The 7,631-nt window shown below is 39.2% G+C and carries 6 protein-coding genes; 5 read left to right on the plus strand and 1 reads right to left on the minus strand.

Annotated elements, in window-relative coordinates:
* Window positions 1-11 precede the first annotated feature (11 nt).
* Complete coding sequence (locus tag AAHB12_RS15110) at window positions 12-716, minus strand: aspartate/glutamate racemase family protein (protein ID WP_342045843.1); 705 nt, start codon at window positions 714-716, stop codon at window positions 12-14.
* A 745-nt stretch (window positions 717-1,461) separates the two neighbouring features.
* Between AAHB12_RS15110 and AAHB12_RS15115 the strand changes: the two genes are divergently transcribed.
* The 5 genes from AAHB12_RS15115 (at window position 1,462) to AAHB12_RS15135 (ending at window position 7,545) form a co-directional block, all read left to right on the plus strand.
* The gene (locus tag AAHB12_RS15115; protein WP_342045844.1) at window positions 1,462-2,289 is read left to right on the plus strand and encodes a sugar phosphate isomerase/epimerase family protein; all 828 of its coding nucleotides are present in this window, start codon (window positions 1,462-1,464) and stop codon (window positions 2,287-2,289) included.
* Between the two features lie 269 nt (window positions 2,290-2,558).
* Window positions 2,559-3,572 carry a LacI family DNA-binding transcriptional regulator gene (locus AAHB12_RS15120; RefSeq protein WP_342045845.1) on the plus strand — a complete coding sequence of 338 codons (1,014 nt, stop codon included), beginning with the start codon at window positions 2,559-2,561 and terminating at the stop codon, window positions 3,570-3,572.
* Between the two features lie 278 nt (window positions 3,573-3,850).
* Window positions 3,851-4,840, plus strand: a complete 990-nt coding sequence (locus tag AAHB12_RS15125) for a sugar ABC transporter substrate-binding protein (RefSeq protein WP_342045846.1) — start codon at window positions 3,851-3,853, stop codon at window positions 4,838-4,840.
* Between the two features lie 91 nt (window positions 4,841-4,931).
* Window positions 4,932-6,422 (plus strand): sugar ABC transporter ATP-binding protein, encoded by a 1,491-nt coding sequence (locus AAHB12_RS15130; RefSeq protein ID WP_342045847.1) that lies wholly within the window; start codon window positions 4,932-4,934, stop codon window positions 6,420-6,422.
* Between the two features lie 124 nt (window positions 6,423-6,546).
* A complete protein-coding gene (locus AAHB12_RS15135) occupies window positions 6,547-7,545 on the plus strand; it encodes an ABC transporter permease (RefSeq protein WP_342045848.1) in 999 nt (332 codons plus the stop codon).
* Window positions 7,546-7,631: the final 86 nt, after the last annotated feature.

The following is a 7,631-nucleotide window of genomic DNA, read 5'->3' on the forward strand; positions in this document are numbered from 1 at the left end:
CAACTTCTACATTACACACTTATTACTTCTTTTTCTGTTCCATTAGCTATTTTAATCACCATTTTAGCTACAATTTCTGTTGGATCAATAATGCAAGTATATTCGGATGATTTCAATACAAGTGGAACCTCTGTGCAACCTGCTATAATAGCCTCTGCTCCGTTCTCTTTCAATTTATCAGCAACCGTTGAAAGATATAAACATCCTGTTTCTAAATTTCCACCTTTAATGGCATATATTCCTTCCATCGCTTTTTCTTGCATTTCTTTATCAGGCTCAATGACATCAATCTTGTAACTTTGACAACTGTTTTGGTAGAGCTGCGTCTTAATTGTCCCATCCGTAGCTAACAAACCTACTTTTCTAAAATTATTTTCTTGCACAAAACGAGCCGTTTCTAAAGGCATATGCAAGATCGGAGTATTAACAGACCTTTTCGCTGCTTCATAGAAAAAATGAGCGGTATTACACGCAATAACAAGAAAATCTGCACCAGCGTTTTGCAATCGCTGCGCTGATTGGACAATGTATGGGGTCGGATCTATTCCTTTTCCCAAAATAGCCGTTGTCCGATCAGGTATTTGAGAATAGTTGTCTGCAATGATATGGATATGATCTTGATCCTTCATTGCAGGTGTATAAGAAATAATTTTATTCATTAAATCAACAGTTGCCAAAGGTCCCATGCCACCAATAATTCCAACCACTTTTTGCATTTTGTTCACCACTTTTAAACATATTTTGAAAGCCAAATCCTAATAAAGTTCCTAGTACTTCAGTAAATGTGCTTTGACTGATTGATTTAATTATAAGTTCCTTTTTAAGGGATGAATTATAGAAAGAATCTATACAACAATAGAAACTATGTATTGATAACTAGTGTATAAGGGGATTTTGCTATCGAAGATTACGATCTAACAAGTGATAAACAGGTATAGGTGCTGGTTGATAACTGGTATACGAGTAGAGAGCTTATCGGTATGCGTAACTAAAAAGGAAAGTTCTTTCTTTTTTGTCGTTAAATTAAAGAGATAAACAAATGAATCCAATGGTATTCTAAAGGATTCCAGACGATTGATTGTCTTCAAAATATAGATTTGTAAAGGTTTTAAATATATTTATGTAATTTTTTAAAAGTTATTGACAATTAGTATGTTTGAGGATAAACTCATAAACAAGAAAGTACTTTCCTTTAGAAAACGGATACATTTTAAGGTGGATGATGATTTATACTTGGGATAATTTCTTAAGTGTTTGATATTAAAGGATTTATCGCAAGTGTATATTTCAGATCAATCTTCTTTTAGGGAAACTACTTTCTTTTTGTTAAAGTATGGGTGAATAGAAGAATAGTTAACGAGATTGTGAAAGCGCTATAAAACCCGATGCTTACGAAATGGAATGATAAAGTAAAACAACACAGGCTTAACAATGAAAAATAATGAATCAGGAGGAAGCAAAATGAGTAGAGAGTATGGTCTATGTTTATGGTCTTTTGGAGACATTTCTGTTGAAGAAAAATGTAAGATAGCGAAAGAGATTGGGGTAGACGGTGTAGAAGTCCAAGGAGACCTCACACAAGATCCGAGGGAATTAGCAAATTTATTGTCCAAGTATGAGTTGAAGGTCTTATCTGTTACACCTGATAATGTGGATATTTCTAGTGCAAATGAAGATACAAGATTACAAGCAGTACAATACTTTTTAGATTTATTAAGCTGGGCGAGCGCTTTAGGTGCAAATAGAATCTGTTTACATGGAGATGTAGGTAAAACAGCTGGGTGTGGGGATCTTGCGAAGGATTGGCAGCTTCTTGTAGAGAGTTCGAAAACAGTGATGGAGAAAGCGGAGGCTCTACATATCGAAGTAGTATTCGAAGTGTTAAATCGCTATGAGAATCATCAGATTGTCACAGGTAAAGAGGCTTTAAGCCTAATCGATGCTGTAAATAGTCCGAATTTGCTTGTTTTGTTAGATGCATATCATATGAATATAGAAGAAGCGGATCCTATCGAGGCGTTAAGAAACGTAGGAAGTAAGTTAGGTGTGTATCATGTAGCTGATTCCAATCGCCAAGCCGTTGGAAATGGTCATTCAAATATAAAAGGCCAGATCGAGGCGTTACACGAAATAGGTTATACGGGTCCAATCATTATGGAGATGGTGGCTGAAGGACCAAATCCTTTTACAGCAGTGAAAGGAGAAGATTATCTTGAGGTTCTTACGAATTATTACAAAACTTCATTAGAAAAGCTAAAAGCATGGGATCATTCAAATGTAGAAGTGTAATAGGTCACGAAAAACGATGGGCAAAATAATGTAAGGGGCGTGTGAAAAGATGATATGCCCCTTAAGCATCACTCAAAACCTAATAAAAAAATTGTATTAGCTTAAAATGGCAACATAGTGATATTCCCTCTCACGTTTGTGGATTGCATAGTAATAGATTAGGGAGGATGTTTTGTAGGAGAATGATTCTTCTTAATAACGTTACCTTTCTATAACTAGATATCAGAAAATGAGATGTATTAGTTGCTAAGGGAAGAGAGAGGGAAGAGATGAAACCAACGATAACAATATATGATGTAGCAGAGAAAGCTGGTGTATCGATTTCAACAGTTTCCAAGGTATTGAATGAGACAGGGAGTATTGCGGAAAAAACGAGACAAAAGGTTAGGGAAACGATGAGAGATCTGAACTACCAGCCTAGTGTTGCAGCGTCTGTTAAAAAACGTATCCAAACGATCGGGCTTCTCATACCTAGTATTGCGAATCCGTTTATGGCAGAAGTGGCAAGAAGTATTGAGGATCATGTGAAAAAATTTGGCTTCAGTCTGATGGTTTGCAGTACAGATAATAATTTAGAAAATGAGATTGAGTATATTTCGATACTTAAGCAAAAGTATGTAGATGGTATTATCATTGCCACGGGACTTAAGAATCATAAGATAATAAGAGAGTTAATGAACGCTGAGCTTCCCGTCGTTTTACTTTCGCGGGATATACCCTCTCTTGCTATTGATACGGTATTGGTAGACGATTTTTTAGGAGGGTATGAGGCTACACAGTACTTAATGGATTTAGGGCACCGAAAAATCGCAATGGTTACTGAGAGTATGAATTTGTCGGTAGTTAGGGCGAGGGTTCAGGGATATAGACAGGCGCTTGAGGAAGCAGGATTAGAATATGATGAGAATTTGGTTCTTCTGAATAATAGTACATTTGACGCTGGGAAACACGCGACACAAGAACTTCTAGATGTATCTGAACCGCCGACAGCTATTTTTGCATCAACTGAGTTTTTGGCAATTGGGGCAGTCAAAAGTGCGCGGGAACTGGGGCTACATGTTCCTGAAGATCTTTCAATTGTTGGATTTGATGATACGATCCTGGCTACCGTCTGTGACCCGCCATTAACGACAATAGCGCAACCTATTCAGGAAATGGGTAAGAGAGTGGTCGAACTATTAGTTGACGAGATCGAAAGACCGAAGGAGATTAAGCAGCGAATCGTTTTATCCCCAAAGCTAGTTGTTCGAGAATCCACCTCTCGTAATAAGATGGACAAGTAAGCTTGGTCTTATTACGGGAGAAACCCTTCCTAATATTAAGGGACGTTGGATACGATAATACAGCTACTGCTAAGCTTTTTCGAGAGGAATGTAATCGATGATATTTAGAAGATTTCATTAAAACTGCCAAGGGAAAAAACAGCTGTTGTTAGATATTCAAATGAGATTTCTGCTTGTCCGAAAGGGAGGTGGTGTTGAAGTAGTTATATACTATTTTGGTAGGATTTTAATGTAAGCGCTTCATAATAGGTGTTAGATATTTATAAGGGGGATTTATAATGGGAATTAAGAACAAATTGATGCTTCTGGTCTCTTTAATTGTTGTATTCGCTTCATTCATGACTGCTTGTTCTTCATCAAACTCCGCTTCAGGTTCTGATGGCGATAAGAAAAAAATTGTTATTGGTGCAGCTATGCCGCTATTTGATGATAAATTTATGTCCTATCTACAGGATTCTATGAAAAAGGTTGCAAAGGAGAAAGATGTTGAGTTAAAGATGGTCGATGCAAAAAATGACTCTAGTAAGCAGCTTGCTCAAGTAGAAACATTCATTACACAGGGTGTAGATGTTCTTTTAGTTGCTGCTCCAGATCCAAGTGCGATTCAACCGGTAGTCGATGCGGCAAAGGATGCGAATATCCCACTCGTTCTCGTGAATCGTATGCCAAGTGAAAAGCTCGTTAAGCAGGTTTACGCATATGTAGGCTCTGAGTCTATCCAAGCTGGAACAATGCAAATGGAAAAGGCTGCTGAAATGCTTGGTGGCAAAGGGAACGTTGCAATCATTCATGGTCAATTAGGTGATGAGGCAGAAATCTATCGAACAAAGGGCAACAAAAACGTAATTTCCAAAAACCCTGAAATGAAAGTTGTTCGTGAAGGAACAGCAAACTGGCAACGTGCTGAGGCTATGAAATTAACAGAAAACTGGATTCAATCTGGTCAGAAGTTTGATGCTATTGTAGCCAATAATGATGAAATGGCGCTTGGTGCAATGATGGCATTAGAAGCTGCTGGTAAATTAAATGATGTACTAGTTGCTGGTATTGATGGTACGCCAGATGCATTGGAGTACATTAAATCCGGAAAATTGAAAGCGTCCGCTTTCCAAAACCCAATGGAGCAAGGCAGTAAGGCAATCGAGACAGCTATTAAAGCTGCGAATGGCGAGAAATTAGGCGACAAATATGTATGGGTGCCATTTGAGGTCATTACAAAAGACAATGTTGACACGTATATTACGAAATGGGAAGGTGCGGGAAATTAAATAACTCATACCCGATAAGGGGCTGCTCGTGTTATTAAGTAAAACAGGAGCCCCTTATGCCTATTACGTTACTGGTTAGGGGGAGCATAACGTGGATCAGGAATACATTCTAGAACTAAGTAACATCACAAAAGAATTTCCAGGTGTAAAAGCTTTGGATAATATCCAACTGAAGGTACGAAAAGGAACAGTTCATGCCTTAATGGGTGAGAATGGCGCTGGGAAATCGACGCTTATGAAAATTATCTTCGGTGTGTATACACCAGACAAAGGCACCATTAAGTTTAAAGGGCAGGAAGTGCAAATTAATGGCCCTAAGGATGCTTTAAGCAAAGGGATTTCGATGATTCATCAGGAATTAAGCCCTGTTCCGGACATGACGATTGCGGAAAATATTTATCTCGGCCGTGAGCCTATGTATGGTAAAACGGGCTGGGTTAATAAGAAGAAAATGGTAGCGGATACAGAAAAGTTGTTTGAGTCCCTACAGATTGATTTGAATCCCCGAACCAAAATGCGAGAGCTGAGCGTTGCGAATATGCAAATGGTAGAGATTGCAACGGCAATTTCTTACAATGCGGATTTAATTATTATGGATGAGCCAACCTCAGCAATTACGGATAAGGAAGTTGATCATCTGTTCAGCATTATTGATTCCTTGGTGCAAAAAGGTGTTTCCATTATCTACATTTCTCACAAAATGGATGAAATCTTTAAGATTTGCGACGATATTACGGTATTCCGTGATGGGCAGTATGTAGGAGCTAAGCCAGCAAGCGAATTGAATCAAGATACATTGATTCAAATGATGGTAGGCCGTGAAATTAAAGCGGTATTCCATAAGGAGCCATCTGAAATTACAGACGTTGTCCTAGCAGTAAAAAACCTGTCTAGAGAAGGCAAGTTCCAAAACGTCAACTTTGAGGTACGCAAAGGGGAAATCCTTGGAGTCGCGGGACTGATGGGCTCTGGAAGAACAGAGATTATGGAAAGTATTTTTGGAATTGATCCGCCAACCTCTGGTGAGATTTATATGCATGGTAAGCAGGTGAAAATCAATTCGCCGAAAGAAGCAATCCGTCATAAAATCGGCTTATTAACAGAGGACAGAAAGCTGACGGGTGCATTCCTGCCACTGTCGATCCGGGAAAACATGATTATGTCTAACATCGACAATCTATCAACTTTTGGTTATCTAAATAACGGTTTAGTGAAAAAAGCATGCAACGAGCAGGTAGAAAAATTAAGAGTAAAAACACCGCATTTAAATCAGCTTATTATGAACCTAAGCGGAGGGAACCAGCAAAAGGTATTGATTGCCCGTTGGCTGCTCAATGATCCAGATGTGCTGATTTTAGATGAACCAACACGCGGCGTAGACGTTGGTGCAAAGGCTGAGATTCATAAAGTGATGTCCAAGCTTGCGCAGGAGGGAAAAGCAATCATTATGATTTCCTCCGAGCTGCCTGAGGTGCTAGGAATGAGTGATAGAGTCATTGTGATGCATGAAGGAATTCAAAAGGGTGAGCTCAGCAGAGAAGAAGCGAACCAGGAAAGAATTCTAGAGGTTGCCTATCAATAGGGAAGCTAAAAATGTAACCGCACTCATAGTTTGTTCTTACCATTTCCCGCTGCATTAAATAGCTTCACAGCTGGGAATAGATACATTCTTGAAAGTATAAAACCCCCTTGAAGGAGGAATAGAAATGAAAACGCAAGAGAGTGCTGTAAGCAACCCGACGGTGCTTGCAAATTCGGTTAACAGAAAGAAGCAAATATCTGCAATATTGAATAAGTACGGAATTGTATTCATCTTTATTGCAATGTGTATTTTAATGTCAATTCTATCGCCTGCTTTTTTGAATGTGAATAACATTATTAACGTTGTACGGCAAATTTCTTTTATCGGTATCGTGGCAATGGGCATGACAATGGTCATCATTACAACGGGGATCGACTTATCTCCTGGTTCTGTTATTGCCCTTGTATCTGTAGTCGCTGCAAGTTATGCACATCCGGGTGAATATCCATTATTCGTTCCACTTGCAATTGGTATGGCGATTGGAGCAGCTGCTGGATTCATTAACGGTGCGATTTCTGCAAAAGGAAAAATTCCTCCGTTCATCGCAACATTAGGAATGATGACAGCGGCGAGGGGTTTAGCGCTTCTATATTCAGACGGAAGACCTATTGGTAACTTATCAGAGTCCTTCATGTTTATCGGAAAAGGTACAGTCGCTGGGATTCCTTTCCCAATCCTGATCTTCATCGTAATGGGTATTATTTCACATATCATGTTAAGCCAAATGAGATTTGGTAAGTACACATACGCAATCGGTGGAAATGAACAAGCTGCACGTATTTGCGGAATTCCAGTCGATCGCTACAAAATTATGATTTTCACCTACGCAGGTCTTTTAGCAGCTATTGCAGGTTTGATGTTAACAGCGCGTATTTCTGCAGGACAGCCAAGTCTCGGTTTAATGTATGAATTAGATGCAATTGCTGCTGCGGTTATCGGTGGAACAAGCTTAAATGGCGGAATTGGTACGATTCCAGGAACAATGATTGGTGCTTTGATTATCGGGGTTCTAAACAATGGACTTGATTTAATGAACGTCTCTTCTTACTGGCAGCAGATTTTAAAGGGAGCGATCATCGTAGCAGCAGTACTTCTTGACTCTCGTAAAAACAAAAAATCTTAAAAAGTTGTAGGCGAACACTACGAAAAAATCTATTTTATAGGTTGAAAAGTGGCAGGGGGGGGGCCAGGGGGGGGCCGGGGGCGGGG

Source organism: Bacillus sp. OTU530, from assembly GCF_038440375.1.

Coding starts and splice junctions, on each gene's coding strand:
- AAHB12_RS15135 (WP_342045848.1), top strand. CDS start 6,547: ATGAAAACGCAAGAGAGTGCTGTAAGCAACCCGACGGTGCTTGCAAAT.
- AAHB12_RS15115 (WP_342045844.1), top strand. CDS start 1,462: ATGAGTAGAGAGTATGGTCTATGTTTATGGTCTTTTGGAGACATTTCT.
- AAHB12_RS15120 (WP_342045845.1), top strand. CDS start 2,559: ATGAAACCAACGATAACAATATATGATGTAGCAGAGAAAGCTGGTGTA.
- AAHB12_RS15125 (WP_342045846.1), top strand. CDS start 3,851: ATGGGAATTAAGAACAAATTGATGCTTCTGGTCTCTTTAATTGTTGTA.
- AAHB12_RS15110 (WP_342045843.1), bottom strand. CDS start 716: ATGCAAAAAGTGGTTGGAATTATTGGTGGCATGGGACCTTTGGCAACT.